The sequence below is a fragment of the Acidimicrobiia bacterium genome, assembly GCA_035651955.1.
Lineage (GTDB): Bacteria > Actinomycetota > Acidimicrobiia > IMCC26256 > JAMXLJ01 > JAMXLJ01.
The window spans coordinates 1-25,909 of record DASRES010000059.1; the positions used below are offsets into that span (position 1 = coordinate 1).

The 25,909-nt window shown below is 71.3% G+C and carries 25 protein-coding genes, 1 tRNA gene and 1 pseudogene; 7 read left to right on the top strand and 20 right to left on the bottom strand.

Going from position 1 to position 25,909, the window contains the following annotated elements:
• From VFC33_13015 to coaE, 3 genes are all read right to left on the bottom strand, one after another.
• The coding region (locus VFC33_13015) for an excinuclease ABC subunit UvrA (GenBank protein HZR14159.1) at positions 1-795 on the bottom strand (795 nt) is incomplete at its 3' end.
• A 139-nt stretch (positions 796-934) separates the two neighbouring features.
• Positions 935-2,974: an excinuclease ABC subunit UvrB gene (gene uvrB / locus VFC33_13020; protein ID HZR14160.1), complete on the bottom strand. Its 2,040-nt coding sequence runs from the start codon at positions 2,972-2,974 to the stop codon at positions 935-937.
• A 91-nt stretch (positions 2,975-3,065) separates the two neighbouring features.
• Positions 3,066-3,671: a dephospho-CoA kinase gene (gene coaE, locus VFC33_13025; protein HZR14161.1), complete on the bottom strand. Its 606-nt coding sequence runs from the start codon at positions 3,669-3,671 to the stop codon at positions 3,066-3,068.
• Positions 3,672-3,725: 54 nt separating this feature from the next.
• Here coaE and VFC33_13030 point away from each other — a divergent pair, with 54 nt between their 5' ends.
• The 3 genes from VFC33_13030 to VFC33_13040 all read left to right on the top strand — a co-directional run bounded on the left by VFC33_13030 (position 3,726) and on the right by VFC33_13040 (position 6,468).
• On the top strand, positions 3,726-5,462 hold the full coding sequence (locus tag VFC33_13030) for a histidine kinase (protein HZR14162.1): 1,737 nt from the start codon (positions 3,726-3,728) through the stop codon (positions 5,460-5,462).
• Positions 5,459-6,097, top strand: a complete 639-nt coding sequence (locus VFC33_13035; protein ID HZR14163.1) for a response regulator transcription factor — start codon at positions 5,459-5,461, stop codon at positions 6,095-6,097. The genes VFC33_13030 and VFC33_13035 overlap by 4 nt, the downstream gene beginning before the upstream one ends.
• Before the next feature lie 188 nt (positions 6,098-6,285).
• Positions 6,286-6,468: a Flp family type IVb pilin gene (locus tag VFC33_13040; GenBank protein ID HZR14164.1), complete on the top strand. Its 183-nt coding sequence runs from the start codon at positions 6,286-6,288 to the stop codon at positions 6,466-6,468.
• Positions 6,469-6,528: 60 nt separating this feature from the next.
• Here VFC33_13040 and VFC33_13045 read toward each other — a convergent pair whose 3' ends face one another.
• The 10 genes from VFC33_13045 to VFC33_13090 all read right to left on the bottom strand — a co-directional run bounded on the left by VFC33_13045 (position 6,529) and on the right by VFC33_13090 (position 16,932).
• The gene (locus tag VFC33_13045) at positions 6,529-8,055 is read right to left on the bottom strand and encodes a hypothetical protein (protein HZR14165.1); all 1,527 of its coding nucleotides are present in this window, start codon (positions 8,053-8,055) and stop codon (positions 6,529-6,531) included.
• Positions 8,056-8,142: 87 nt separating this feature from the next.
• Positions 8,143-9,054, bottom strand: coding sequence for a type II secretion system F family protein (locus VFC33_13050; protein HZR14166.1), 912 nt, complete (start codon positions 9,052-9,054; stop codon positions 8,143-8,145).
• A gap of 3 nt (positions 9,055-9,057) precedes the next feature.
• Entirely contained in the window at positions 9,058-10,077 is a 1,020-nt protein-coding gene (locus VFC33_13055; GenBank protein HZR14167.1) for a type II secretion system F family protein, read from the bottom strand.
• Entirely contained in the window at positions 10,074-11,426 is a 1,353-nt protein-coding gene (locus tag VFC33_13060; protein ID HZR14168.1) for a CpaF family protein, read from the bottom strand. Before VFC33_13060 ends, VFC33_13055 begins: the two co-directional genes overlap by 4 nt.
• Positions 11,427-11,460: 34 nt before the next feature.
• Positions 11,461-12,765: a P-loop NTPase gene (locus VFC33_13065; GenBank protein ID HZR14169.1), complete on the bottom strand. Its 1,305-nt coding sequence runs from the start codon at positions 12,763-12,765 to the stop codon at positions 11,461-11,463.
• Between the two features lie 85 nt (positions 12,766-12,850).
• Positions 12,851-13,657: a Flp pilus assembly protein CpaB gene (gene cpaB, locus VFC33_13070; protein HZR14170.1), complete on the bottom strand. Its 807-nt coding sequence runs from the start codon at positions 13,655-13,657 to the stop codon at positions 12,851-12,853.
• A gap of 259 nt (positions 13,658-13,916) precedes the next feature.
• Positions 13,917-15,149: a 30S ribosomal protein S1 gene (gene rpsA, locus VFC33_13075; GenBank protein HZR14171.1), complete on the bottom strand. Its 1,233-nt coding sequence runs from the start codon at positions 15,147-15,149 to the stop codon at positions 13,917-13,919.
• Positions 15,150-15,530: 381 nt separating this feature from the next.
• Positions 15,531-16,259, bottom strand: a complete 729-nt coding sequence (locus VFC33_13080) for a methyltransferase domain-containing protein (GenBank protein ID HZR14172.1) — start codon at positions 16,257-16,259, stop codon at positions 15,531-15,533.
• Positions 16,259-16,474, bottom strand: coding sequence for a hypothetical protein (locus tag VFC33_13085; protein HZR14173.1), 216 nt, complete (start codon positions 16,472-16,474; stop codon positions 16,259-16,261). Before VFC33_13085 ends, VFC33_13080 begins: the two co-directional genes overlap by 1 nt.
• A 167-nt stretch (positions 16,475-16,641) precedes the next feature.
• A complete protein-coding gene (locus VFC33_13090) occupies positions 16,642-16,932 on the bottom strand; it encodes a hypothetical protein (protein HZR14174.1) in 291 nt (96 codons plus the stop codon).
• A 276-nt stretch (positions 16,933-17,208) separates the two neighbouring features.
• On the opposite strand from VFC33_13090, the gene VFC33_13095 reads away from it, so the two are divergent.
• A complete protein-coding gene (locus VFC33_13095; GenBank protein HZR14175.1) occupies positions 17,209-18,273 on the top strand; it encodes a PQQ-binding-like beta-propeller repeat protein in 1,065 nt (354 codons plus the stop codon).
• Between the two features lie 71 nt (positions 18,274-18,344).
• The gene (locus VFC33_13100; GenBank protein HZR14176.1) at positions 18,345-18,629 is read left to right on the top strand and encodes a hypothetical protein; all 285 of its coding nucleotides are present in this window, start codon (positions 18,345-18,347) and stop codon (positions 18,627-18,629) included.
• On the opposite strand, the gene VFC33_13105 is transcribed toward VFC33_13100, so the two are convergent.
• From VFC33_13105 to VFC33_13120, 4 genes are read right to left on the bottom strand one after another with little or no spacing between them, the layout of a single operon-like run.
• Positions 18,611-19,678 (bottom strand): hypothetical protein, encoded by a 1,068-nt coding sequence (locus tag VFC33_13105; GenBank protein HZR14177.1) that lies wholly within the window; start codon positions 19,676-19,678, stop codon positions 18,611-18,613. The genes VFC33_13100 and VFC33_13105 overlap by 19 nt on opposite strands.
• The gene (gene polA / locus VFC33_13110; protein HZR14178.1) at positions 19,660-22,311 is read right to left on the bottom strand and encodes a DNA polymerase I; all 2,652 of its coding nucleotides are present in this window, start codon (positions 22,309-22,311) and stop codon (positions 19,660-19,662) included. Before polA ends, VFC33_13105 begins: the two co-directional genes overlap by 19 nt.
• Positions 22,312-22,362: 51 nt before the next feature.
• Positions 22,363-22,965, bottom strand: coding sequence for a response regulator (locus tag VFC33_13115; protein ID HZR14179.1), 603 nt, complete (start codon positions 22,963-22,965; stop codon positions 22,363-22,365).
• A 20-nt stretch (positions 22,966-22,985) separates the two neighbouring features.
• Positions 22,986-23,285: a hypothetical protein gene (locus VFC33_13120; protein ID HZR14180.1), complete on the bottom strand. Its 300-nt coding sequence runs from the start codon at positions 23,283-23,285 to the stop codon at positions 22,986-22,988.
• A gap of 78 nt (positions 23,286-23,363) precedes the next feature.
• Between VFC33_13120 and VFC33_13125 the strand changes: the two genes are divergently transcribed.
• Positions 23,364-23,445: transfer RNA gene (locus VFC33_13125), tRNA-Leu, on the top strand.
• 3 nt (positions 23,446-23,448) lie between these two features.
• On the opposite strand, the pseudogene VFC33_13130 reads toward VFC33_13125, so the two are convergent.
• Positions 23,449-24,426 (bottom strand): annotated as a pseudogene (locus VFC33_13130) (acyltransferase family protein).
• A gap of 76 nt (positions 24,427-24,502) precedes the next feature.
• Positions 24,503-24,742: a hypothetical protein gene (locus VFC33_13135; GenBank protein ID HZR14181.1), complete on the bottom strand. Its 240-nt coding sequence runs from the start codon at positions 24,740-24,742 to the stop codon at positions 24,503-24,505.
• A gap of 293 nt (positions 24,743-25,035) precedes the next feature.
• Between VFC33_13135 and VFC33_13140 the strand changes: the two genes are divergently transcribed.
• Positions 25,036-25,272: a hypothetical protein gene (locus tag VFC33_13140; protein ID HZR14182.1), complete on the top strand. Its 237-nt coding sequence runs from the start codon at positions 25,036-25,038 to the stop codon at positions 25,270-25,272.
• Here the strand turns inward: VFC33_13140 and fabZ are convergent.
• A complete protein-coding gene (fabZ, locus tag VFC33_13145) occupies positions 25,269-25,694 on the bottom strand; it encodes a 3-hydroxyacyl-ACP dehydratase FabZ (protein ID HZR14183.1) in 426 nt (141 codons plus the stop codon). The genes VFC33_13140 and fabZ overlap by 4 nt on opposite strands.
• Positions 25,695-25,909 lie beyond the last annotated feature (215 nt).

A 25,909-nucleotide genomic window follows, 5' to 3' on the forward strand; every position in this document is an offset into this window, starting at 1 on the left:
GAGATGCTCGGAGAACGTCAGCGTCTCCGATTCACCGCCGTCCTTCGGCACGATCTCGACTTCCGCGACGCCTTCGGCGAGCTTCAGGGCCGTCTCCAACGAGTCGGTGAGCCGGCGCTCGATGCCGGCGCGGCGCACCAAGCGGTCGACGACGACCTCGATCGTGTGCTGCTCGTACCGCGCGAGGCGCTCCCGTGTGTCGCCGTGACCGCCCGAGCCCTGCAACGCCGAGAGCTCGTGCACCTCGCCGTCGATCCGGGCGCGCGTGAACCCCTGCTTCGCGAGCTCTCCGAGCAGGCCCTCGTACTCGCCCTTGCGGCCGCGCACGACGGGCGCGAGCACCTGGAAGCGCGTCCCCTCGGGCAGCTCGAGCACGCGGTCGACGATCTGCTGCGGCGTCTGGCGGGTGATCACGTCGCCGCACTGGGGGCAGTGCGGCACCCCGATGCGCGCGTACAGCAGGCGCAGGTAGTCGTAGATCTCGGTGATCGTGCCGACGGTCGAGCGCGGGTTCCGTGACGCGGACTTCTGGTCGATCGAGATCGCGGGCGACAGGCCCTCGATGAAGTCGACGTCGGGCTTGTCCATCTGGCCGAGGAACTGGCGCGCGTACGCGGACAGCGACTCGACGTACCGGCGTTGACCCTCGGCGTAGATCGTGTCGAACGCGAGCGACGACTTGCCGGACCCCGAGAGCCCGGTGAAGACGATGAGCCGGTCGCGCGGGAGCCGGACGTCGACGCCCTTCAGGTTGTGCTCGCGCGCGCCGTGCACGACGATCTCGTCGGTGCCGATGGCGTGACGCTCCGCCGCCGCGGCCTTTGCCCGCCTGTTCGTCGCGGCCTTCGCCGCCGTCCCCGCTCTGCGCGCCACGGCGGTCAGGGTACTAGCGATCGGTGCGCGAGCGAACGCATGTTCGGTGGGTCGGCTGCCGCTAGGCGAACTCGCGGAGCTCGCGCTTCAGCTCGCTGATCTCGTCGCGCAGGCGAGCGGCCTCCTCGAAGCGGAGGTCCTTGGCCGCCTCGTGCATCTCCTCCTGCAGCGTCTGGATGAGACGACCGAGGTCGTCCGGCGGGAGATCCGTGAGCTCGAACACGGCGGAGCGCGCGCCCGCCGCCGCGCGCTGACGGCCCCGCCCTCGCCCGCGTCGCGCTGGCGCCTCTTCCTCGCCGCCCCGAGCGCGGACCATCTCGAGGATGTCGCTCACCTTCTTGCGGACGGTCTGCGGGTCGATGCCGTGCTCGGCGTTGTGGTCGAGCTGCTTCTTCCGGCGCCGGTTCGTCTCCGAGATCGCGCGGCGCATCGAGTCGGTGAACTGGTCGGCGTACATGACGACCTGGCCCTCGACGTTGCGGGCCGCGCGCCCGATCGTCTGGATCAGCGAGGTCTCGGAACGCAGGAAGCCTTCCTTGTCGGCGTCGAGGATCGCGACGAGCGACACCTCGGGCAGGTCGAGGCCCTCGCGCAGGAGGTTGATGCCGACGAGCACGTCGAACTCGCCGAGACGCAGCGCGCGCAGGATCTCGACGCGCTCGAGCGTGTCGACCTCGCTGTGCAGGTACCGCACCCGGATGCCCAGCTCGAGCAGGTAGTCCGTGAGGTCCTCGGCCATCTTCTTCGTGAGCGTCGTGACGAGGACTCGCTGGTCGCGCTCCGTGCGCGACCGGATCTCGGCGACGAGGTCGTCGATCTGGCCCTTCGTCGGGCGGACCTGCACCTCGGGGTCGACGAGACCGGTCGGCCGCACGACCTGCTCGACGACCTGCGTGGACATCTCCATCTCGTACGGCCCGGGCGTCGCCGACATGAAGACGACCTGGTTGACCTTCTCGATGAACTCCTCGAACCGCAGCGGCCGGTTGTCGAGCGCGGACGGCAACCGGAAGCCGTGCTCGACGAGCGTCTCCTTGCGCGACCGGTCACCCTCGTACTGACCGTGCAGCTGCGGGACCGTCTGGTGCGACTCGTCGAGCACGACGAGGTAGTCGTCCGGGAAGTAGTCGAGCAGTGTGTAGGGCATCTGGCCCGGCGCGCGCCCGTCGAGGTGGCGCGAGTAGTTCTCGACGCCGGAGCACGTGCCGACCTCGCGCAGCATCTCGAGGTCGTAGGTCGTGCGCATCCTCAGCCGCTGCGCCTCGAGCAGCTTGCCGCGCTCCTCGAACCACTGCAGCCGCTCGTGCAGCTCGTCCTCGATGGTCTGCAGCGCGCGCGCCATCGCGACGCGGTCGGTCACGTAGTGCGACGCGGGGAACAGCACGAGCGACTCGAGCTCCTCGACGATCTCGCCCGTCACCGGGTCGACCGACGCGACGCGCTCGATCTCGTCGCCGAACAGCTGGATCCTCACCGCGCGCTCCTCGTACGCGGGGAAGACCTCGATCGTGTCGCCCCGCACGCGGAACTTGTTGCGCGCGAAGCCGAGGTCGTTGCGCTCGTACTGCAGGTCGACGAGCCGCGAGAGGATGGCGCGCTGCTCGTGCTCCTCCCCCGTCGAGAGCATCAGGAGCTGCGTCGCGTACTGCTCCGGCGAGCCGAGGCCGTAGATCGCGGAGACCGACGCCACGATGATCACGTCCCGCCGCGACAGCAGCGCGCTCGTGGCCGAGTGGCGGAGCCGGTCGATCTCGTCGTTGATCGAGCTGTCCTTCTCGATGTACGTGTCGGTCGACGGCAGGTACGCCTCGGGTTGGTAGTAGTCGTAGTAGGAGACGAAGTACTCGACCCGGTTCTTGGGGAAGAGGTCCCGGAACTCGCTGGCGAGCTGCGCGGCGAGGCTCTTGTTCGGCGCGAGCACGAGCGTCGGCCGCTGCACCTTCTCGATGACGCCGGCGATCGTGAACGACTTGCCCGAGCCGGTGATGCCGAGGAGCGTCTGGTAGCGGTCGCCGCGCTGGACGCCGGCCGCGAGCGCCTCGATCGCGGCGGGCTGGTCACCGGCGGCGGAGAACTCGGAGACGAGCTCGATCGCGGGCATGGGCTCAGGGTACCGGCGGGGTGTGTCAGCGAACCCGGGCTTCATGCGTCGTTCGTCGTTGCTGGACGACGACGAACGACGCATGGACGGTTCACGCGGTCGCGGCGGCCTTCTCCTGCAGCGACGCCCACACGTCGTCGACCTGGCGCTCGAGGTCGTCGAGCGAGCCGCCGTTGTCGACGACGTACGTCGCGACCGCGCGGCGCTCCTCGTCGGTCGCCTGTGCCTCCATCCGGCGCATCGCGTCGTCACGCGGCACGCCGCGCTGCTCGAGCCGCGCGAGCCGGACGTCGACCGGCGCCTCGACCACGATCACCTCGCTGTAGCCGCGCTTCGCCTCGGGTGACTCCACGTACAGCGGCACGTCGCACACGACCACGCCGTCGGGCGGCCCGGCTCCCATCCGCCGCACGAACTCCTCCCCGATGCGGGGATGGGTGATCTTCTCGAGGTCCTTCCGGGCCTGCTCGTCCCCGAAGACGATCGCGCCCAGCGCGGGACGATCGAGCCGGCCGTCGGCACCGACGACGGCCGGCCCGAATCGCTCGACGATCTCGTCGAAGGCGGGCTGCCCCGGCTCGACGACCTCACGCGCGATCGCGTCGGCGTCGACGATCACCGCGCCGCGGCGCCGCAGCGCATCCGCGACGGTCGACTTCCCCGAGCCGATCCCACCCGTGAGCGCCACGGCCAGCACGGGCGGGATGATACGAGCGTTCAGGACGGCGGCCCTCGCTCCGATACACGCGAGGTGGAGCAACTCCACGCCTTCCGCCGTCGCGGCCACCCGCCCCGACCGCTCGCGCCGATCCCGCCCGTGACCCGGGCCGACCGGCGGCGCATCGAGCGGCGCGCCAACGGCGTGCTCGACCAGGTCGCGCCGCTCGCGACGGCGTTGCGCTGGGCGACGCTCGCGCTCGGCGTCCTGCTCCTCGTGACGGGCCGGGACCGGGCCGACAAGGCGTCGCTGCTCGCCGCCGCGGTCGTGGTCGGCAACACGGTCTGGCGCACGCTCCGGCCCGTCCGCCCCGACCCGACGACCCGCACTGCCGCGGCGATCGCCGGGCTCGACGTCGTCGTCCTGACCGTCGCCGTCGTTCTCAGCGGCCGCGCCGACAGCCCGTTCCTGCTGACACCCGTCCCCGCGCTCGCGCTCGTCGGCTTCGGCTGGGGCACCGACGCCGGCCTCCCGGCCGCGCTGGGTGTGACGAGTGCGGTGCTGCTCGCCGAGCTGGCCGAGGGCGCGACCCAGCCCGTCGTCGCGGTGGGGTTGCAGGCGGGCGTCGCGTTCTTCGCGAGTGCCGCGATCGGGGGCCTCGGCCGGCGCCTCTCGGTGGAGGCCGCGGCCCGCCAGGAGCAGACCCTCGACCAGATGACACGCATGGCCACGGCGAACGACCTGCTGCTCGCGTTGCACCACGTGGCCCAGACGCTGCCGGCATCGCTCGATCTCGGCGACGTCGTCGCGTCCGCCTCGCGGCGATTCGCCGAGCGATTCGACGCGAGTGCCGCGGTCGTCGCCGTGCACGACGACGCGACCGGCGGCTGGCGCGTCGAGCTCGCGGAAGGCGTCCGGCTCCCCCGCCTCCTCCACGGCGAGGCCCTGCCCGAGGCGGTCCGGGCGCTCGTCCGGTCGCCGCGGACGTCGACCGTGGTCGTCGACGACTTCTTCCGGGTGGACGGGCAGGGCTGGTCCCCGACCGCGCGCAGCGGGATGTACGCGGTCCTGCGGACGCCGCGGGGGAACGTCGTCGGCGTCGTGGCCGTCGAGCACGTCGACCCCGGCCGCTTCGGCGACGGCGACGCCGCATATCTCGACCAGATGGCCGACCCGCTCGCGCTCGCCGTCGACAACGCGCTGTGGTTCGGGCGGATCCGCACGCTCGCCGCCGAGGCCGAACGGGCCCGCATCGCCCGTGACCTCCACGACCGCCTGGCCCAGTCGCTCGCGTACGTCGGCTTCGAGCTCGAGCGGCTCGCCGCGGCCCGGACCCCGGCTCCGCCGCAGCAGCTCGACGCGCTGAACGAGGTCGTGCGGGACGTCGTGCGCGAGCTGCGCGAGACGCTCTCCGAGCTGCGGGCCACCGTCACCGAGACCGCCTCGCTGGCCGACCTCGCGCGCGAGCAGCTCGGGCGCATGGAGCAGCGCAGCGGCATCGCGACCCGGCTCTCGGCCCAAACATCGGGCCACCGCCTGCCGATACAGATCGAGAAGGAGATGTGGCGGATCGCCCAGGAGGCCCTCGTCAACGTCGAGCGGCACGCCGGTGCCTCCCGCGTCGACGTGATCTGGCTCGTGACCGACGGACGGGCGCGGCTCGAGGTCCGCGACGACGGGCGCGGCTTCGGGGCGGCCGATGTGGGCAGCGAGTCGTTCGGGCTCGTCGGGATGCGCGAGCGCGCCGACGCGATCGGCGCCCGGCTCGTCGTCGACGGCGAGTCCGGCCCGGGCACCCGGGTGTGCGTGGAGGTCGAGGTTCGGAGATGACCACGGTTCTGCTGGCCGACGATCACCAGCTCTTGCGGCAGGCCCTCCGTCGCTCGCTCGAGGACGCGGGGCTCGACGTGGTCGGCGAGGCCGGCGACGGCGAGGAGGCGGCGACGCTCGCGAGCCGGATGCAGCCCGACGTCGTCGTCATGGACGTGACGATGCCGGTCCTCGACGGCATCCGGGCCACCCGGCGCGTGCGCGAGCTCGCGCCCGACGCCCGGGTCGTGATGCTGACGATGCACGGCGAGGAGTCGCTGCTCGCCGACGCCATCGACGCCGGCGCCGTCGCCTTCCTGACCAAGGACTGCTCGCTGCAGGAGGTCGTCAAAGCGGTCGAGTCGGCGGCCGAGGGCGAGACGATGCTCTCCCCCGACCTCGCCGCGTCGCTGCTCGGCCAGTTCCGCAGCCCGGCCGAGGACGCGCCGCCGCCGTCACCGCTCACGAAGCGGGAGGAGGAGATCCTCCAGGCGATCGCCGACGGTCGCTCGACGACCGAGGTCGCGCGCGACCTGTTCATCAGCGCGAAGACGGTGAAGAACCACCTTGCGTCGATCTACGTGAAGCTGGACGCCCGGGACCGCACGCAGGCCGTCCTCAGCGGCGTCCGCATGGGCATCGTCCAGCTCCGGTAGCGGTCACGGAACGCGGCCGTGCGGCGGGCTCGGCCGCGCCTGGGCCGGACGGCCTATACCCGCTCCTACCAGCCAAAATGGGTCGGTTGCCCTATTCCGGCGACCACGGTGCGTGTTCATACTGCGTCCACGCCGTGACCACAACGGACCGACACCACCATCCCAGCGCCGGAAGGGGCAGCACCAGCATGAACCTGTTCATCCTCAAGACCTGGCTCGAGAGCAAGTTCGCCAAGGACGAGCGTGGGGCGAACCTCGTGGAGTACATCCTCCTCGTCGCCTTCATCGCCCTCGTCGTCATCGCCGGCGTGAAGCTGCTCGGCAACCAGGTGAACAGCAAGTTCTCGAACGCGAGCACGAACCTCAACTGATCCAACCCGTGAGCGACCGAGGCCGCAGGCTCCGTGCCTGCGGCCTCGTCGCGTCCGTGGTCAGGCCGCGGTGAGGTGGCGGGCCCGCGCCACGTCGCGGCGCACGAACACGACGGCCGTCGGGTCCCGGTGGATCCGCATCCAGTCGGCCGACTGCTCGAGGACCTGGGACAGCGGGTCCTTCGTGGGCCACACGACGACCTCGACGCCCGTCCGCCGGAGGACCGATGCCCACTGGGGCGTCGCGTCCTGGAGCTCGAACGTCTCCTGGATGAACGGCACCGGGTACATGTCGAAGCGGTCGTCCATGAAGAGCTGCTGGCGCGGCCAGTACTTCAGCGCGACGTAGCCGCCCCACCCGTTCCACTCCGCGACCCGCCGGCCGAGCAGGCCTGATCGCTCGACGGCCTGCATCGCGTCCACCGGGTTCCCGTTCAGGTCGAACGCGGGGCCCTTCAGGACGTCGACCGACGTGTACACGAGCAGGAGCGCGAGGAGCGCCACGAGGAGACGTCCCGTCGGCAGCCGGTCGGCCCGCCGCTCTCGCGTCTCGGCGTCGTCCGGCAGCGCGAACGCGCGTGCGGCGACGGGGAGCGTCGCGAACGCGGCGACGGCGATGTTGCGTTGCGCCCACAGCGCGAGCAGGACGAACGGGATCGTGACGATCAGGTCGCGACGCGACACGCGGTCGCGACCACGGGCGAGCACGACGAGGAGGACGACGAGCCAGACCGCGAACGCCTGGCCCTGGAAGGTGCGGAAGTCCGGCGACTTCCACTCGACGACCTTCGCCAGCACCGCGCCGCGGCTCAGCAGGCCGAGCGGGAAGGTGAGCAGCGCGGGCCCGTACGGGTTGACGAGGCAGACGAGCGCGCCGGCCACGGCGGCCGTGAGCAGTACCCGCTCGCGTCCGGTCGAGGGCGAATGGCCCTCGAGCCACCGGCCCGCGAGGTGGAGGCCGAGGAACGCGAAGCCGAGCAGGAACGTGCCGTGGACGTTCGCCCAGACGCACATCAGCGGCGGGACGACGACGAGCGCGTGCCGGCCGGCCCAGCTGTCGGGCACCTCGACGATCCACACGAGCGCGAGGAACGCGAGCGCCGCGAGGACGAGCGGTCGCTCGGACCACAGGGCGAACATGCACCCGAACACCGCGACCGTCAGCCCGACGGCGCGCGTCCGGTCGCGCACGAGGCGGAGGGCGAGGCGGAACACGAGCGCGGCGATCGCGGCGGCGACGACCCCACCGAGGAACCGGATCGAGGCCGCGCCGAACGCGCGGTCGAGCGCGCCGTAGAGCACCTCGGCGAGCCATGACTGCGCGATCCAGCGCGCACCGTGCGCCGTGAACGAGTACGGGTCGGCGTGCGGGATCCCGCGGTCGAGGATGAGCCGGCCCGTCGTCAGGTGCAGGAAGAACGAGTTGTCGTCCAGCCGGCCGACGCCGATCGTCCATCCGAGGACGGCGAAGGCCGCCGTGTAGACGACGTCGAGACGGAGCCCCCGGCCGCGCCCGTCCTCGTCGGGCGCCTCGGGTCGCGCGACGGACGCTTCGCGCTCGGCGACGCGGTCACCGGTGATCGCCAACGTGAGCCCTCGGGTCGGACGCTCGGACCGCGATGCGGCCCTCGTGACCTCCCTCGGCTCCCGAGCGGGCGGCTTGAGGGCTTCGGGCTAGAGGTTCCGCGACAGGTTGATCACCGCCGGGCCGAGGACCACGACGAAGATCGACGGGAAGATGCAGAACACCAACGGGAACAGCATCTTCACGGGCGCCTTCTGGGCGAGCTCCTGCGCCCGGAGCCGGCGGCGCGCCCGCATCTCGTCGGCCTGCGTCCGCAGGACCCGGGCGATCGACACGCCGAACGTGTCCGCCTGGAGCATCGCGAGGATGAACGACCGGAGCTCGGGGACCTGCGTCCGCTCCTCCATCGCCCGGAGGGCGTCGGCCCGGGTGGCACCGATGCGGGTCTCCTGGAGCATCCGGCGGAACTCCTCGCTCAGGGCGCCGGGCACGGCCGCGGCCGTGCGGTCGACGGCCTGGTCGAACCCGAGGCCGGCCTCGACCGAGATCACCAGGAGGTCGAGCACGTCGGGGAGCTGCACGGCGATCTGGTGCTGGCGGGCCTTGGTCTTGCTCGAGATCACGAGGTCGGGCGCGAGGAACGAGACGACCCACAGCACGCCGACGAAGAGCACGGCGAGGGGGCCGGAGAGGCCGAGCAGGCCGAACGTCAGCGGGATCCACACCAGGAGCGACACCGCGGCGAGGGCCTTGAAGATCAGGACCTGGTCGACGTCGAGCCGGTCCGGGTTGCCCGCGACGACGAGCTTCTGGCGCGTCTTCTCGACGTAGCCGTGCGGCGTGTAGCGGCGGGCGAGACCGAGGAGGCCGTTCGCCAGCGGGGTCAGGACGCGCCGGTTCAGCGGGCTGAGCATCTCCTGCTGGCGCGACCCGGCGACCTGGTACCCGTCGAGCTGACGGAGCGCGGTGCGCAGCTCGGCGCGCTGCAGCACACCGGTGGCGAGCAGGATGCCGGCGGACCCCGCCGCGGCGGCAGCGATGACGATGATTGCGAGTTCCATCGGTCAGACCTCGATCGCGACGATCTTGCGGAGCCAGGCGAACCCGATGACGGCCATGACGGCCGCGCCGATCACGGCCGCGATGCCCATCGGGTCGTCGAACAGGAGCTTCATGTAGCTGGGCTGCATCGCGTAGAGGACGACGCCGAAGGCGGGCGGGAAGATGCCGAGCACGATCCCCGACATCCGGCCCTCCGCGGTCAGCGCGCTGATCTCCCGGCGCAACCGGTCGCGGTCCGCCATCGTGTCGGCGACCGTGTCGAGCAGCTCGGCGAGGTTGCCGCCGATCTCGCGCTGGATGCGGATGGCCATGACCGCCCACGCCAGGTCGCGGCTGCTCATGCGCTCCGCCGCGTCGGAGAGCGCGTCCTCGACCGGCCGTCCCAGACGGGCCTCGCCGAAGACCCGCATCATCTCCTTGCGGGTCGGCTCGGGCGCCTCCTTCGTCACGGCGTCGATGCCCTGCAGGAAGGAGAAGCCGGCGCGCAGCGAGCCGGCGAGGAGCTTGAGCGTGTCGGGCAGCTGCTCCTCGAACGTCCGGAGCCGCTTGCGCGCCTTGCGCGCCACGAGGACGGCGGGCACGACGCCGACACCGAGCGCGAGCAAGAGGCCGACGAACGGCGACCCGAACAGCACCGCACCGAGCACGAACGCCAGCACGACCGCCGCCGCGTAGAAGAACAGCGCCTCCTCGGCCCGCACGGGGACCTCGGCGCGGGCGATCGCGTTCTCGACCCGGTCGAGCAGTCCTGCGCGTGTCGCGAGCTTCGACGTCAGGCCGATCGCGTCCTGGACGATCTTCGTCTCCGACAGCTGGCGCTCGCCGCCATCGGCCGTGCGGGCCGTCGCCGCGACGAGCGAGTCCTCGTACGCGGTCAGGCGCTGCTCGACGTCGTCGCGCTCGCGTGCGAAGACGTGCAGCAGCGCGAACGCGACGCCGAACACCGCGAGCACGGTCAGCCCGACGACGAGCGCCTGACCTGCCGTGCCGGACAGCGTGAGAGCGAGGGGAACGGCGGTCATCGCAGACCCACCACCTTCCGGGCGAACGCCTCCTGGCGGAAGAGCTCCGGGTCGAGGGCGATGCCGTGGTCCGTCAGCCGCTCCGAGAACTGCGGGCGGATGCCCGTGCTCTTGAGGTGCCCGACGTTGCGGCCGTCGCCGTCGACGCCCATCCCGTAGTCGAAGAGGAACAGGTCCTGGAGCACGACGACGTCGCCCTCCATGCCCATCACCTCGCTGACGTGCGTGATGCGGCGCGAGCCGTCACGCATGCGGGCGAGGTGGATGACGAGGTCGAGCGCGGACGCCATCTGCTCGCGGATCGCCCGGATGGGCAGCTCCATGCCGGCCATCAGCGTCATCGTCTCGATGCGGGAGAGCGCGTCGCGCGGCGTGTTCGCGTGGACGGTCGTGATCGAGCCCTCGTGGCCGGTGTTCATGGCCTGCAACATGTCGAGCGTCTCGGCGCCGCGGACCTCGCCGACGACGATCCGGTCGGGTCGCATGCGCAGCGCGTTGCGGACGAGGTCGCGGATGCGGACCTCGCCCCGGCCCTCGATGTTCGCCGGGCGGGACTCGAGCGGCAGCACGTGCTGCTGGTGGAGCTGGAGCTCCTTCGCGTCCTCGACCGTCACGATGCGCTCGTCGGACGGGATGAACGACGACAGCACGTTGAGGAGCGTCGTCTTGCCGGTGCCGGTACCGCCGCTGATGACGATGTTGAGCCGGCCGCGCACGCAGGCGTCGACGAAGCGCGCCACCTGCGGCGTCATCGTGCCGAACCGGATGAGGTCGTCGACGGTGTACGGGTCGGCCGAGAACTTCCGGATCGTCAGGAACGGCCCGCCGATCGCGAGCGGCGGGATGACGACGTTGACGCGGGACCCGTCGGGCAGGCGGGCGTCCACCATCGGCGTCGCCTCGTCGACGCGCCGGCCGACCTGGCTCACGATCTTGTCGATGATGCGGCGCAGGTGCGTGTCGTCGGCGAACGCGACGTTCGTCGGCTCGATGCGCCCCCGCCGCTCGATGAAGACGTCGGTCGCGCCGTTGACCATGACCTCGGTGATCGACGGGTCCTTCAGGAACCGGTCGATCGGGCCGTAGCCGAGGACGTCGTCGGACACGTCCTGGATGAGGCGGGTCCGCTCGATCGAGGTGAGCGCGGCCCGCTCCTCGCCGATCGCGCGGTGCAGCACGTCGTGCACCTGGCGGCGGAGCTCCACCTCGGACACGCGCTGGTCGTTCAGCGTCGGCCCGAGCTCCTGGATCACGTGCTGGTGCAGCTTCTGGCGCATCTCCTCGAGCGCGCTCGTGCGGGCCGAGAGCGGAGTGCGCTGGAAGTCCTGCCAGCGGGTGTGTTGGGGCATGTTCACGATCGGCTCTCCCTCGAGTCGGTGGGGATCACCCGCGACCGAAGCGGCGGCGCTTCGGCAGGAGCTCGGTGGCCGGTTCCGGTTGTGGCGCCGCGGCGATGCCGCCGGTCTCGCCGTAGATGACGTCCGCGACGTGCTCGAGCGCCCGCGCCGACGGCGACTTCGGCTGGTCGACGACGACCGGCACGCCACGGTTGACGGCCTGCGGCACGGCGATGTCGGACGGCACCTGGAACGACGTCTTCAGCGCGAGCGCCTTCTCGACCTCGCTGACGTCGAGCTTCACCTTGGCGTTGGCACGGTTCAGGACGAGCTTGACCTTGTCGCCGGCGAGCGACAGCAGGTCGAGCGTCTGGATGCCGACCTTGAGGTTCTTGATGCTCGGGATGTCCATGCTCGCCACGACGAGCACGTCGTCGGCGCCCTCGATGAGCGCGAGGACCGTGTCGTCGAAGTGGGGTGGCATGTCGACGACGACGAACGCGCACCACCGGCGGAGCGCCTCGACGATCATGAGCATCTGCTCGGGCGTCACCTGGTCCGCGGCGGACGGCTCGACCGGCGCCGGGAGGACGAGGAGCCCGGTGTCGGGGTGCTTCACCATGAGCTCGCGCAGGGCCTCGGGCTCGCCCTGGTGGAGCGCGGAGACGGCGTCGACGACCGAGCGCTCGGGCGACACGCCGAGGAGCACCGCGACGTCGCCGAACTGCAGGTCGGCGTCGACGATCGCGACCGGCTTCGCCGACCGCTTCGCGAGCCCCGACGCGAGGTTGGTCGCCAGCATGCTCTTGCCGACGCCGCCCTTGGTCGAGAACGAGACGATCACGCGGCCGGGACGGTCGTGGGCCTCCCGGGCGTCGAGGCGGCCGCCCGCGGCGAGCATCTGCGTGCCGACCCGGGCCACCGCGGCCCGCAGCGCCTGGTCGGCGTCCGCGAGCGACAGCGCGTCGCGCACGCCGACCCGCAGCGCCTGCTGCAAGAGACCCGTCGAGAGCTCGGATGCGACGAGCACGATCCCGAGCTCCGGGTGCGCGTCGCCGAGCGCCCGGGCCCGGGTCACGCCCTCGCCGTCGGCGAGGCCGGGACCGAGGACGACCACACCGAGCGCGGTCTCCCGGGCCCGCACGGCCGGCCCACCGGCCGGTCCCGCGGAACCGACCAACCGGCTGACCAGCGCGGGGATCGAGTCGAACGTCCCCGACGCCCCGCCGATGCGCAGCGCCAGCTTCTGGCGCAGGGCCGGGTCGGGCTCGACGACCCACACGTCGTAGCGGGTCGACTCCGGCTCGGCGCTGAGGGCAGTGTTGCCGTCGTAGTCCATCTCGTAGGCCATTCCTCTTGGTCGACTCCGCTCCGGCGTCCCGGCCATCCGGCCACGCCTCGGCTTCGTCTCCGTGCTCCGCTCGGCGATTCCGGGATCAGTACTGGGCCAGCAGGTTCGCCAGCGCCGGCAGCTGCGCCATGTCGCCGACCGTCGGGACGTTCTGCGGCGTGTAGTTCGCCGGGACGAGCGTCAGGTAGATCGGGTACATCTGCTGTGCGAAGGCGACGCGCTCGGCGTCGGTCGGGTTGACCTCGACGGTGACGAGACCCCGGTTCTGGGACGTCTGCGAAGCCGTCGTCGTCGACGTGGTGCTGTTGCCGTTGCTCGGCGACGACGGGGCCGCGGTGCCCTCACCGACCGCGAGCACGCGCACGTTCTGGACGACGTAGTCGGCGACGTTGTCCGGGAGCGCGGCGTTGAACGGCGCGTTCGGGTCCTTGCGGACCTTGGCGATCGCGATGACGTTGACGTGGTCCTCGGGCTGGATGAACCCGGCGACCCCGCCCTTGTCGTCGACGGAGATCGTGATCGCGACCTTGCCCGGGTTGAGCGTGCCGGTCACGCCGCCGCCCTGGCCGGGCGCCACGAACTGGCTCGCCACGATGAACTGCCCGGCCGAGATCGGCGCGAGGGTGACCTTGCCCTTCATGACCGCGGTCTGGCGCACGGCGTCGGACGGGATCGCCGAGCGCGGGACCTCACGCTTCTCGAGCAGGCCGGCGGCGATCTGGTCGCCCGACGTGCCCCGGGCGATGTCCTGCCTGGCCACGTACGCCTCGACGAGCTTGGCCCGGTCCTGGGCCCGCTGGTCCGCACCCGACGTGTACGCCCAGGCGCCCACGCCGGCGGCGGCGGCCAGGAGCAGTGCGACCACCGCGATCAGGGTTCGACGATTGCCCACGCCAATCCTCACGTTCCTCCGCCCGCCGGTCGGGCGGGCCACAGCCACTTGGTGCGACACTGCGTTCGCTGGTGCGCGCGCAGCGTGGCGCAGGCCGCAGTATGAGGAAGGTCACGCTGCGTGGCAATGAGCCGATCGGCCCAGCAGCGCCGTCAGGCGGGTCGCGCGGCGCGCGACGGTCCCGAGCTCTGGTGGCTTCGACACCGCTGGGGTGTCGGATCCACCAAAGCTCGGGGGTGGCGTGGGTGCTCGCCTGGCGTCAGCCCTCGGCGGGGGGCTCGCCGGCGGGTGTGTCGCCGCCGTCGGCGTCCGCCTCCGCGACGTAGTCGGGGCCGATGTAGTTGCCCTGCTCGTCGTAGGCGTGCTCGCCGTACAGGTCCTGGTACTCGGCGGCCACGACCCCGCCTTCGGCCGCCTGCTTGATCGAGAGGGAGATCCGCCGGCGGTCGAGGTCGATGTCGATGATCTTCACCCACAGCTCTTCGCCGGGCGACACGACCTGCTCGGGCGCCTCGACGTGGTGGACCGCCATCTCGGAGATGTGGACGAGCCCCTCGATCCCGTCGCCGACCTGGACGAAGGCCCCGAAGGGCACCAGCTTCGTCACCCGGCCGTACACGAGCTCGCCGACCTGGTGGCTGCTGGCGAACTCCTGCCACGGGTCCTGCTGGGTCGCCTTCAGCGACAGCGAGATGCGCTCGCGGCTGAGGTCGACGTCGAGCACCTGCACGGTCACCTCGTCACCGACCTGCACGACGGAGCTCGGGTGGTCGACGTGCTTCCACGACAGCTCGGACACGTGGACGAGGCCGTCCATGCCACCGAGGTCGACGAACGCGCCGAAGTTCACGACGGACGACACGACGCCCTTGCGGACCTCGCCGGGCTTGAGGTTGGCGAGGAACTCGTCGCGCTGCTCGCGCTGCGTCTCCTCGAGGTACGCGCGCCGAGAGAGCACGACGTTGTTGCGGTTCTTGTCGAGCTCGATGATCTTCGCGTGCAGCGTGCGGCCGACGAACGGGTGCAGGTCGCGCACGCGGCGCAGGTCAACGAGCGACGCGGGCAGGAAGCCGCGCAAGCCGATGTCGAGGATGAGGCCGCCCTTGACGACCTCGATGACCGGACCCTCGACGACGCCCTCGGCCTCCTTCAGCTGCTCGATCTTCCCCCACGCGCGCTCGTACTGCGCGCGCTTCTTCGAAAGGATGAGCCGGCCGTCCTTGTCCTCCTTCTGGAGGACGAGCGCCTCGACCTCCTCGCCGAGCTGGACGACGTCGGCCGGGTTGACGTCGTTGCGGATCGAGAGCTCCTTCGAGGGGATCACGCCCTCGGACTTGTAGCCGATGTCGAGCAGCACCTCGTCGCTGTCGATCTTCACGACCGTGCCCGTCACGAGACCGCCCTCGTCGAACTCGACGATCGTGGCGTCGATCGCGTCCGAGAGGGACTGGCCGCCGAGGTCGTCGAGGACGACCGGCGCGTCCTGGTCGATCTCCGGCGTGCTCGTGTCGGTCGCGCCGTCCGACGCGCCGGGGGTGGTGGAGGCGGTGGCGTTCGCGTCACCGCTCGGGGACGCCTCGGGTGCGGGCGTCCCGCTTGCTTCCGGGACGGCGGTCGTGACCGCCGTCGGCTCCTGCTGCGACAACCTCGGTGCTCCTCTGACAACGGGATCGTCCGTGCCGACGGCACACTGCGCCCCTCGGGTGGTTCGGATGGGGTGCGGTCCGCCGGACGCGGAAGATGGCCCTCGGGCGAGGGCTCGAGCCCAGGCTACAGCGCCACAAGCCCTGGCAGTAGGGGTTACCCCAGTGCGATCGCAGGCGGAGCCCTGCCCGGAGGGCGGGAGGGCGGAGCCGAGAGAGCGATCGAGTCATCAGCGGTGTGCGAGCAGCAGCAGCTCGGGTTCGTCGAGCGACGGCACTCGACGACCGTATCGACCCGGCGTGGAGCCGTGGATCTCGATGTCGGCGAGGCCGACGCTCGCGGCGAGGAGCCGGAGCTCCCGGGCCGTGAAGCAGGTCGTCCAGAGATCGAACTCGCGCTCGTTGCCGTCGTCGTCACGGACGGTCGAGTGTTCGTGGAGCACACCGGTCGTCGCGTCGAAGGACTCCCCTTGCTCGAGGAACCGCACCGCGAAGTAGGAGGAGAAGGCGGTCAGCGCGAGCCCGCCCCCGGGACGGACCGCGCGCACGATGCGGCGCAGCACCTCCTCCTCGTCGCGCCCACCGAGCAGCCCGAACCCACCCTGGCAGAGGCAGACGGCCGCGTCGTACTGCGCGTCGAACGCGAGGTCGCGGACGTCGAGGACGTCGAAGCGCGCGCCGAGCTGCTCGCGTGCTGCGGCCTCGCGCGCGAGCGCGACGAACGTGTCGGACAGGTCGATCCCGTGCACGCGGATCCCGCGCCGCGCGAGCGCGAGCGAATGACGACCGGGCCCGCACCCGACGTCGAGGACCCGCATCCCCGGTGCGAGCGCGAGCGCGTCGGCGAGGAACTCGACCTCCTGCTCCGTCCCCTTCGTGAACGCGTTGCGCAAGTACGCGCGCCCGAGGAAGTCCGCAACCTCGTTGAACCAGGGACCGTCTGGAGCGCGTGAGGACATCACCGGATGATCGGTGGTCCCGACGGCGTCGGCATCCCGGCTGTCCGGTCGTAGCCCGCCACGCCACGGGGGCGGAAGCCCTTCGTCACCGCGTACGCCTCGTACGTCGTTCGCGACGCGGTCCAGCACCACGCCGCGAACGCGGTCGGCGGCGCATCGGGGAACGCGTCCGCCGTGACGTGCGCGCCGAGCGGACCGCCCGATAGGGCACGCACGTCCCCGACCGTCGTTGCCGAGCTGCTCACGATGTGCCGGTGCAGCGAGCTCTCGCAGAGTGACGCCGCGCGCGAGCGCGCGCTCGGATGACCGCCGGAGCACGCACCGACCGCGATGGCGGCCACCACCGCGACGGACGCAACGCGCGGACGTGAGCTCGCGATCGTCACGCGGTCTCCGCGACGTCGCCGAGGATCATCGTCTGCGGGACGCCGTCGAGTGCCGGCGCGTTCTCCGGGACGGCCCAGACGCGCTCCTTCAGGAAGCGCAGGAACGCGCTCGCCTCGTCGACCGTCGCGAAGTCGAGATCGACGACGATGGAATGCGGATCGTCGACGGGCTGTCGGAGCCGTTCGGCGCGCACACCGGCCTGCCGTCTCGCGTCGGCGAACGCGTCGAACGCCGACCGCCACGTGTCGAGATCCGTGATCGCGTGCTCGATGTGCAGGGTGACCATGCTCGCCGCCTTCCGCCGCGTGGATACAGACGCATCTTGACGCGTGGCCGGGCCGGCGGTTGCGGGTTGTCGCGGCCCGCACGATGATGGCCGCGGTCCGCGTCTGCCGGGGGGTGGGTCAGGACACGGCATCGGGGTCGTCGTGCGCTCGTCGTCATCGTCGCCGCGCTCGCGCTGGCGTGTTCGGCGTGCGGCTGGCTGGACGTCGCGGGCAATCCCGTCCACACCGGCTTCAACGCGGCGGAGCGCGCGGTCCGCTCGGACGACTGGACGACGCTGCACCGTGTCTGGACCGCGCAGGTCGAGCCTGCGTCGACGACGAACACCCCGTCGTCGGTCGCCGTCTCCGGCAACCGGGTGTTCATCCACAGCGACGCCGGCCAGCTGCAGGCGTACGCAGCGGACGGATCGACGAACTGCTCCGGCACGCCGACGGTCTGCAACCCGCTGTGGACCGCGTCCGCGGGTGGCGCGTCGTCGCTGCCGGTGACGACGGATCCGGCAACGGACGGGACGACGGTGTTCATCGGCGGCGCCGACGGCACGCTCTACGCGTTCGACGCAACCGGGACGACGGACTGCACGGGCACAACGCCGCGCACGTGTGCACCGCTCTGGCAGGCGGCAGCCCCCGACGAGTACGGCGGAATCGGCAACCTGCCTGCGCCCGCGGTCACGAGCTCCTTCGTGTACTACCCCGTCGGCGACGCGCTCGACGCGTTCGACCCGGCCGGCCAGAACGGCTGCTCCGGCACGCCGGTCACCTGCACACCGCTGTGGACGGGCGACGTCGGAGCGGCGGCGACCGACGGGTGGCCCGTCGTCTCGGGGAACGTCGTGTACCAAGCGGCAGGTGCGAACCCGAGCAACGTCTTCGCGTTCGACGCCGCCGGATTGCGCAACTGCGCGGGCACGCCCACCACGTGCGCACCGTTGTGGACCGATCAGACGAAGTCGAGCTTCGCGGTCACGCCCGCGATCGGGCCCGACGGCAACCTGTATGCCGGCTTCTGCGAGCTCGACGAGTTCTCGACCGACGGGACGACGGGGTGCAGCGGCACGCCGGTCGTCTGCAACCCGTTGCACACGGCGTTGCTGAACAACGGGCTCACGCTCGCGCCCTCGCTCGCCGACGACGTCGTCGTCCTCGGCGTCTTCAACTTCAACACCGCAGGGACCATCGAGGCGTTCCAGCAGGGGACGCTCAGCCCGATCGGCACACCCGTCGCCCTCGGGCCGCCGAACGTGAACCAGCTCCCCGGCCTGCTCGCGATCTCGAACGGCAAGGTCTTCGAGAGCACCAGCAACGGCGACCTCCAGGCTTGGGCACCCGACAGCTGACGCCATCGTCCGCGCGGATGATTCGTCTGCGTCAGGCTCAACGCCCCGCGCAGCCAGACGACGAGAGCGGCATGGAGATGAACGGGGTTGCCATCGCAGAGGCGGTGCTCGACGCGGAGCGCAACGTCTACGCGCCGCACGAGCGGGTGTGGATCCGGAACCGCGCGGACGAGATGCGCGAGGCGTTCGAGCGCGCCGGTCTCGACGCGTCCGAGGAAGCGGCGCGCCTCGTGCTCGACATCGACAAGATCCTCTCCAGCGGCGAGGACGAGGCCGACTGGCGCCGCGTCCGCTACGCCGCCGCGCTCGTCGCGACGACGCCGACGGGCCCGTCCGACTACGCGACCGCGGCCTGATCCCGCTCGCGTTCCGCGTCGCGAGCACCGACCCGAGCACCGGCGACGGCGGCGAGCAGCAACAGCGACTGCGTCACGCTGACGACACGCGTCACCTCGACCCACAACCTCCAGACGCTCGTCCCGAGACAGGGAACGAACGCGCACATCCAGATCGCGCCGTCACGCACCGGGAACCACCGCCGCTCACGCCAGACGTACCACCCGAGCACGAGCGTGCCGAGCGCACCGGCGAGTGCGAGCAACGCCTGAGCAGGGACCGCGCCTCCATAGCTGCGCGCGATGCCGACGAACGGGAGCGCCAGCGCGTTGCGCCGTGACCCCGCCGGGTCCGTGAAGGGGAACGTCCCGATCCGCACGCGCAGCCAGCAGCACCACGCGGCGTACGGGACGACGACGAGCGACCAGTCGCGTACTGCGACCCGTCCGCGTCGACGGACGTCACGCCACACCACCGGGACGAACGCGAGGAGGCTGACCTCGCGCGCGAGGACCACGGCCGCGGCAAGCACGCGCGCGAGCCCGCGGCGGTCGTCGGTCCACGCGAGGTACGACGCGAGAACGAGGGCAAGGACGAGCGACTCCGACACGAGATGCGGCGTCCGGAGCCACATCAGCGTGTACGGCGTCGCGAGCACGACGAGGCCGAGCCACACCGACCGTCCGTACCGCACGCACAGCTCGCATGCAGTCGCGACCGCGGCGCCCCACCCGATCGCGACGACGACGGGCAGCGTCACCGTCGTCGCGGGGGCATGCCCGAGCGCGAGCACCCACGCGGCGAGCGGCAGCGTGATGCGACCGAAGCGGTACGCCGTCCCGTCGATCCCCCACCTTCCGTGTTGGAACCCGTGCAACGTCGACGCGTTCCCGAACGGGTCACGCGCGATCGCCGCGAACGACGCGCCGTCGCTCTGCAGCATGTGGATCCGGCCACCGGTCGCGGCCGACAGCGCGAGGACGGCGCCGGCGCCGAGTGCGACTGCGAACCCGATGAGCAGCGGCGTGCGCGAGACGAACGGGCGGTGCGCTACTTCGCGTCCGCCCACGTCGGGCCGAACCCGACGTCGACCCGCAACGGCACCCGCAGCTCGCACACGGCCTCCATCACGTCGCGGACGAGCTTCTCGACCGCGTCGCGCTCCTCGAACGGGACCTCGAGCACGAGCTCGTCGTGCACGGTGAGGAGCATCCGGCTCCGGTGACCCGCGTCCTCCAGTGCTGTATCGAGCCGAACCATGGCGAGCTTGAAGATGTCGGCGGCCGACCCCTGCACCGGGGCGTTCTGGGCCATCCGCTCACCCATCTGGCGGATGCGGAAGTTGTCGGAGGCCAGCTCCGTGATCTGACGGCGCCGCCCGAAGATCGTGGTCGTGTAGCCGCGGGCCCGGGCCTCGCGCACGGTCTGCTCCATGTACGCCTTCACCTTCGGGAAGGACTCGAAGTAGGCGTCGAGGATCTCGCGGGCCTGCTCGGTCGGGATGTCGAGCCGCTGCCCGAGGCCGTAGGCCTCCATCCCGTAGGCGAGGCCGTAGTTGACGACCTTGGCGAACCGGCGCTGGAACGCGTCGACGTCGGCCTCGTCCACGCCGAACACGCGCGACGCGGTCGTCGTGTGGACGTCGGCGTCGCGCTCGAACGCGTCGATGAGCCCGGGGTCGTCCGCGAGGTGGGCGAGCACGCGCAGCTCGATCTGCGAGTAGTCGGCGGTCAGCAGCCCGCACCCGTCGTCGGCGACGAACGCCTTGCGCATCTCGCGCCCGTCCGCGGTGCGCACCGGGATGTTCTGCAGGTTCGGCGACTCGCTCGAGATGCGGCCCGTCGTCGTCGCGATCTGGTTGAAGGTCGCGTGGATGCGCCCGTCCGGTTGCACGAGTGGCGGCAGCGCGTCGGCGTACGTGCTGCGCAGCTTGTCGACCTCGCGGTAGCGGAGCAGGTCGTCGAGGATCGGGTGCGCGTTGACCGCGGCCATCTTCTGCAGCGAGTCGGCGTCGGTCGACGGGCCCGTCTTCGTCTTCTTGACCGGTGTGAGCCCGAGCTCGTCGAACAGCACCCGCCGGAGCTGCGGGACGGAGTTGATGACGAACGGCTCACCCGCGTGCGCGTGGATCCGACGCTCGAGGTCCTCGCACTGCTGCGAGAGCTCCTTGCGCAGCTCGCCGAGGAAGTCGAGGTCGATGCGGACGCCGGCGTCCTCCATCCGCGCGAGGACGCGCACGAGCGGGCGCTCGAACCGCTCGTACAGGTCGGTGAGCTCACGCTTGTCGAGCGCGTCGCGCAGCGCGGTCGCGAGGCGCAGCACCGCGAGCGCGCGCCGGCCGGTCGCGTCGACCTCCGCCGCGCCGTCGAGGTCGAGCTGGCCCTCGGTCGCGTCGGGTGACGCGGTCTCGACGCCGAGGAACCGCAACGCGAGGTCCTCGAGCAGGTACCGGTTCTCGCCCGGGTCGAGCAGGTACGCCATCACCGCGGTGTCGGCGTCGAGCGAGCGCACGTCGACGGGCAGGCCGTGCATCAGCTCCTTCGCCCGGTGCGCGACGAGCGGCGGCCCCGACGGGCCGAGCAGCGCGTCGAGCGCGTCGACGACCTTCGCGTCGTGCAGCAGGTCGCCGTCGACGTACGTGACCCGCGCCTGCCCGTCGGCGAGCGCGACGCCCGCGAGTGCGGACCGTCCGGGCGCGCCGGACCAGCGCGGCTCGATCGCGTACGGCGCGCCCGCGGCCGCGAGGTCGCGCACGCGCGTGCTGACGGCGTCGCTGTCGCGCAGCACCTCGACGTCGCACTCGAGCGCTTCCGCTTCGGGCGCGGCGGCCGTCTCGCCGACGGCCTCGAACAGGCGTGGCAGCAGCGTGCGGAACTCCAGCTGGTTGAACAGGACGCGCACCTGCTCGGCGTCGAACGCGCCCTGCCGCAGGTCGGTGGGCTCGACCCCGACCTCGCAGTCGACGTGCAGCCGCGACATCGTCCGGTTCTGGAACACGCGGTCGCGCCACTCACCGAGGTTCGTGCGCTGCCGCGGCGGCAGCTCGTCCAGGTGGTCGAAGATGCCCTCGAGCGTGTCGTACGTCGAGACGAGCTTCGCGGCCGTCTTCTCGCCGATGCCGGGAACGCCGGGAAGGTTGTCGCTCGTGTCGCCGCGCAGCGCCGCGTAGTCCGGGTACTGGGTCGGCGTGACGCCGGTACGCTCCTTGATGCCGGCCTCGTCGTAGAGCACGTAGTCCGACACGCCGCGGCGGTTGTAGAGCACCTTCACGTGCGGGTCGTGCACGAGCTGGTAGGCGTCGCGGTCACCGGTGACGACCACGACGTCGACGCCCTCGGCCTCCGCTCGGCGCGCGAGCGTGCCGATCACGTCGTCCGCCTCGACGCCCTCCACCTCGACGACCTGGATCTGCAGCGCGTCGAGCACTTGGCGGATGAGTGGCATCTGCGAGCGGAAGAGGTCGGGTGTCTCCTTCCGGTTCGCCTTGTACTCGGCGTCCATGTCGTTGCGGAACGTCGGCCCCGCGGCATCGAACGAGACCGCGATGTAGTCGGGCTTCTCGTCGGCGAGAACCTTCACGAGCATCGACGTGAACCCGTACACCGCGTTCGTCACGGTGCCGGACGTCGTCGCGAGGTCGGTCGGCAGCGCGTAGAACGCGCGGTACGCGAGCGAGTGCCCGTCGAGGAGCAGGAGCTTCATGTCTCTATGGTCGCGCTCGCAGGCTCGCCGCTCCTTGGAGCGCGGGAACGGCTACGGCGTGAGCTCCCCGTCGATGACGAGCTGGGCGACCTGGTGGACCTTCATCCGCCGGTCCATCGCGTTCGTCTGCAGGAAGCGCCACGCCTGCTGCTCGCTCATCGAGTGCTCGTCCATCAGCCGGCCCTTGGCCCGGTCGATGAGCTTCCGGGCTTCGAGCCGCTCGGCGAGATCGCTGAGCTCGCGCTCGAGCGACGTCAGCTCGGAGTGCCGACCGAGCGCGACCTCGATCGCCGGCAGCAGGTCGCTCTTCTGGAACGGTTTGACGAGGTACGCGAGCGCACCGGCGTCGCGGGCCTGCTCGACGAGGTCGCGCTGGGAGAACGCGGTGAGGATGAGGACCGCCGCGAGCCGCTCGCCCGCGATGTGGCGGGCCGCGGACAGCCCGTCCATCCCCGGCATCTTGATGTCGAGGATCGCGAGGTCGGGACGCATCCTGCGGACCAGGTCGACCGCCTCGTCGCCACGACCGGTCTCGCCGACGACCTCGTAGCCCTCCTCTTCGAGGAGCTCCTTGAGATCGAGGCGGATGATGGCCTCGTCCTCGGCGATGACGACGCGCGTCGCACTGGACGACGCGGGTGCGGTCTCCGACATGGACGCTGCTCCGGTCTCGGTCACTGGGCCGACAGCTCCGCGGACATGCGGTCGAGCAGGCGATCCTGCTCTCGGACCAGCTCCGCGACGCTACGCAGGAGGGCGTCGCGCTGGCGAGCCAGGGCGTCCGCATGGCGGCGGGCGTCGCGGGCCTCGACGTCGCCGAGCGGCGTCTCCGAGACGAGGGCCCGCAGGCGCGCGTCGTCGGCCTCCTCCTCGAGGAAGGCGAGCTGCTCCTCCGTGACGGTCAGCTCGGCCCGCAGCTTCTTCAAGCGCTCGCTCACGTCCACGAGCCGGCGCTGCAGCATCGACGCGTTCATGGGAGGACGGAGTCTATTGGCCACCCTGGTCCGTGTATCCAGGGAATCCGGGAGTGGAGGCCGGTAACCTCCCGGTCGGCCCGGATGGCGGAATCGGCAGACGCGATCGACTCAAAATCGATTGCCGAGAGGCGTGTGGGTTCGAGTCCCACTCCGGGCACACCTAGCCGACGGTCGCGCCCGCCAGCGACGGCGCCGCCGCGCGCGTCGAGAACCGGTCCGTGAGCCGGAGGACGGGCGTCTCCAGGAACCGGAACGACACCGCGGCGAGCAGGAATGTGATCGTCCACATCGTCGGGATGAGGACCCAGTCGCCGTGGATCGCATCGCTCGCGAGCGTGAACACCGCGCCGTGGATCACGTACACCCCGTAGGAGCGACGACCGACCCAGACGGCGGCTGGGTTCGCCAACGCGCGGCCGAGCAGCAGGCGGGGCCGGAGGACGACCGCCGCGGTGGCGGCGGCCACGCCCAGCTCGAACACGGGCAGGCCCCACGACGACAGGAACGACCCGATCCCGGCCGAGCCCGCCTTGAAGACGACGACACCGGCGCCGACCGCGCCGACGATCGCGGTCGCCGCGCCGAACCGGGGAACCGCGCGCTGCACGACGGGGAACGACACGACGAGCACCGCGAGCGCGCAGCCGAGCAGGAGACCGTCGGCGTGCATGAACGACGAGTAGTAGTTGTGCTCGGCGACGGCGAACTCCTTCTTCGCTTGGATGAACCTCCCGAGCGCTGACGCCGTCACGACACGCGGGGGATGCGACACGACGTACCAGCGATAGGCGCGCAGCGCCGCCGACGCGCACGCGAACGCGACTGCGATCAGCAGGATCGGCCAGCGGCGGAAGCCCGCCCAGAGCAGGAGCACGAGCATGGGCGGCCACAGCAGGTAGAACTGCTCCTCGATCGCGAGCGACCACGCGTGACCCATGAACCCGAGCGCGCTCGGGTGCCACAGGTGCATCCAGTTCGCGTAGCAGAAGAGGACGCTCACGACGCCCTGCGGCGCGGGCCGTCCCCCGACGGTCGGCGTCGTCGCCACATTGACGATCGCGCCCGTCAGCGCGAGCGCACCGGCGAGCGGCAGAAGGCGCAGCGCGCGACGCAGGTAGAACCTGCGCAGGCTCACATGGCGCCAGCGGCGCCTCCTGCAGCAGCAACGTGGTGATGAGGAACCCGCTGAGGACGAAGAACGCGTCGACCCCGAGCTATCCCGACGCGAACATCGACCGGTTCCGGCGGATCGTGTGGAACAGCAGCACCATGACGATCGCCACCGCGCGGATGCCGTCGAGCACCGGCTGGTATCCGCCGAGCACGGCCGCGGTCGCCCCTGCGCGGGTGGAGCGATCGTCGTCGACCGAGGCCGCGGCGGCCACGGTGGCAGCGCCGCGCCCCTCCGGCGTCGTCGCCAACGCGATGACCGATGCCGCCGGGAGTGCCCTCACCGCCCACGTGCGGAGCTGACCATGAACCCGAGCGGGACGGACGCCACCGCCCCGGGCGGAGTGCGAGTCCCAGTCCGGGCACGGGCGGTCCCGTGCGACCGGTCGTAACGCTTCGCCGAGCGCGGAGTCGGTCCTGGACCGATTCAGGCTTCAACGAAGCGTGAGCGCGCACACCCCCGACGATCACCCCACCGCGGATCGCGCGCGATCACGCGCACGATGAAGAAGCCGTGAGTGCCGGGGTCCGACGGCCGGTAAGGTGGATCCGTCTCCCCGAACCGATTGGTCTTCTTGTGAGCATCGCCGTCTTCGTGACCGTCGTGCTCGTCTTGTGCGGGCTCGGTGTCGTCCTCATCGTGGTCGGCCCGTCCCGGCGCGTCCGGGCCGAGCAACCCATCGATCCCGACGCCGAGGCCGCGCTGCTCCTCGGCGAGGATCCCGACGTCGTCGAGCACGAGCTCGAGGCGCGCGAGTCCCGGGCCGCCGAGCGTGAGCGCGAACGCGACCCCCAGCGTCGCGACGCCGGTTAGCCGATCGCGAACAGCAGGCGCGCGTCGCAACAACGCTCGCCGTCGACGGTCGCGCGCGCCGAACCCCAACCGCCGCGCGCGCTCAACCGCTCCATCTCGACGCGCAACGTCAGCTCGTCGCCGGGACGTACGAGCCGGCGGAACCGGACGTCGGTGACGCCACCGAACAGCGGGAGCTTCCCCGCGTAGCGCTCGTCCGACAGCAACGCGATCGCGCCCGCCTGCGCGAGCGCCTCGAGCTGCAGCACGCCCGGGAAGATCGGGTTCCCGGGGAAGTGCCCGGCGAGGAACGGCTCGTCGCCCGTCACGCGGTAGCGCGCCTCCACGCCCGACCCGGGTTCGAGCGAGCCGACCGAGTCGACGAAGCGGAACGGCGGGCGGTGCGGGAGCAACGCGACGGGATCGTCGGGCACGTCGACCATCGCGACAGTGTGGCCGCGGCGACGCCCTACTCCGCGGTAACCGGGAGTTCGCGCAACCGAAACGAATCTTTTTGCTCGTACTGACCGGTAACCCGCCAAGACGTGTAACGCTCCACTCGAGGGCAGGGTCGGACCTCTCGGATCCCGGAAAGGCACTCTCTTCTTGGAACGCGCGCTCACACGACCCGCCGTCGTCTTCCCCGGCCAGGGCACGC

Coding starts and splice junctions, on each gene's coding strand:
- uvrB (HZR14160.1), bottom strand. CDS start 2,974: ATGCCCGCGATCGAGCTCGTCTCCGAGTTCTCCGCCGCCGGTGACCAG.
- VFC33_13035 (HZR14163.1), top strand. CDS start 5,459: ATGACCACGGTTCTGCTGGCCGACGATCACCAGCTCTTGCGGCAGGCC.
- VFC33_13040 (HZR14164.1), top strand. CDS start 6,286: ATGAACCTGTTCATCCTCAAGACCTGGCTCGAGAGCAAGTTCGCCAAG.
- VFC33_13050 (HZR14166.1), bottom strand. CDS start 9,054: ATGGAACTCGCAATCATCGTCATCGCTGCCGCCGCGGCGGGGTCCGCC.
- VFC33_13055 (HZR14167.1), bottom strand. CDS start 10,077: ATGACCGCCGTTCCCCTCGCTCTCACGCTGTCCGGCACGGCAGGTCAG.
- VFC33_13060 (HZR14168.1), bottom strand. CDS start 11,426: ATGCCCCAACACACCCGCTGGCAGGACTTCCAGCGCACTCCGCTCTCG.
- VFC33_13065 (HZR14169.1), bottom strand. CDS start 12,765: ATGGCCTACGAGATGGACTACGACGGCAACACTGCCCTCAGCGCCGAG.
- VFC33_13080 (HZR14172.1), bottom strand. CDS start 16,259: ATGTCCTCACGCGCTCCAGACGGTCCCTGGTTCAACGAGGTTGCGGAC.
- VFC33_13090 (HZR14174.1), bottom strand. CDS start 16,932: ATGGTCACCCTGCACATCGAGCACGCGATCACGGATCTCGACACGTGG.
- VFC33_13100 (HZR14176.1), top strand. CDS start 18,345: ATGGAGATGAACGGGGTTGCCATCGCAGAGGCGGTGCTCGACGCGGAG.
- polA (HZR14178.1), bottom strand. CDS start 22,311: ATGAAGCTCCTGCTCCTCGACGGGCACTCGCTCGCGTACCGCGCGTTC.
- VFC33_13115 (HZR14179.1), bottom strand. CDS start 22,965: ATGTCGGAGACCGCACCCGCGTCGTCCAGTGCGACGCGCGTCGTCATC.
- VFC33_13120 (HZR14180.1), bottom strand. CDS start 23,285: ATGAACGCGTCGATGCTGCAGCGCCGGCTCGTGGACGTGAGCGAGCGC.
- fabZ (HZR14183.1), bottom strand. CDS start 25,694: ATGGTCGACGTGCCCGACGATCCCGTCGCGTTGCTCCCGCACCGCCCG.